The 712-nt window shown below is 61.8% G+C and carries 1 protein-coding gene; it reads right to left on the bottom strand.

What is annotated here, in order from left to right; genetic code table 11:
* A partial coding sequence (locus tag QWI20_RS27420; RefSeq protein ID WP_369308096.1) for a glycine-rich domain-containing protein occupies positions 1-712 on the bottom strand: 712 nt, incomplete at both ends.

The raw sequence follows: 712 nt of genomic DNA, 5'->3' as shown, positions 1-712 counted from the left end.
ACCACTTCCCGGAAAAGCGCTGGGGTTAGCGCCTACCGCGCCTCGGCCCGGAGGTCCTGCGTTGCCGAATGGGGTGCTGCCGCCAATTCCACCCATGCCACCGGAAGCCTGCCCGCCGGAATACACCATGGTGTCTGAGGCATACCCGCCTTTCGGGAATCCAGCCCCGCCTTCTGGGCCTGCGTAGTTTGCAGGGGAGGCGGTACCGCCGGAGCCCAGCAGCCCCTTGGTGCCGCCTGCAAGCGTAAGATTCCCAAAAATAGTGGCGCCGCCATCTGTTGCGTTATTGGCGGCAGGCGTCCCTCCAACACCCGGCGCGCCGATCACGTAGGCAATCGACTGTCCGGGGTTGACGTTGATCAACTGCCGATAGAGCGATTGACCTGCGCCGCCGCCTGATCCTCCCGTGACAAACGACGATGAATTGGTGGCGAGAGATGCGCCACCGCCGCCGCCAGCACCGCAACCGCTTAGCCAGATTTGATACACACCATCCGGCACAATGAAAGTGCCATTGGCGGTGAGCCGGACCATGTTCTTCAGCTTGCCGACCTGACTCGCGATGATTGCTCTGATGGCCGCGAGCAACTGATTATTGGTGTTTTCCTTGGGCACCAGCGATGCGCCCCGAATGGTATTCAGGATTTCATCGGTGACCGCATTGCCCCAGTCCGAGGGGATCAACGAGCCGATCGTGCCGGTGGCCGTGTTT

Source organism: Pseudomonas sp. W2-17 (genome assembly GCF_041060445.1).
Lineage (GTDB): Bacteria > Pseudomonadota > Gammaproteobacteria > Pseudomonadales > Pseudomonadaceae > Aquipseudomonas.
This window is presented reverse-complemented; position numbering and strand designations above follow the sequence as displayed.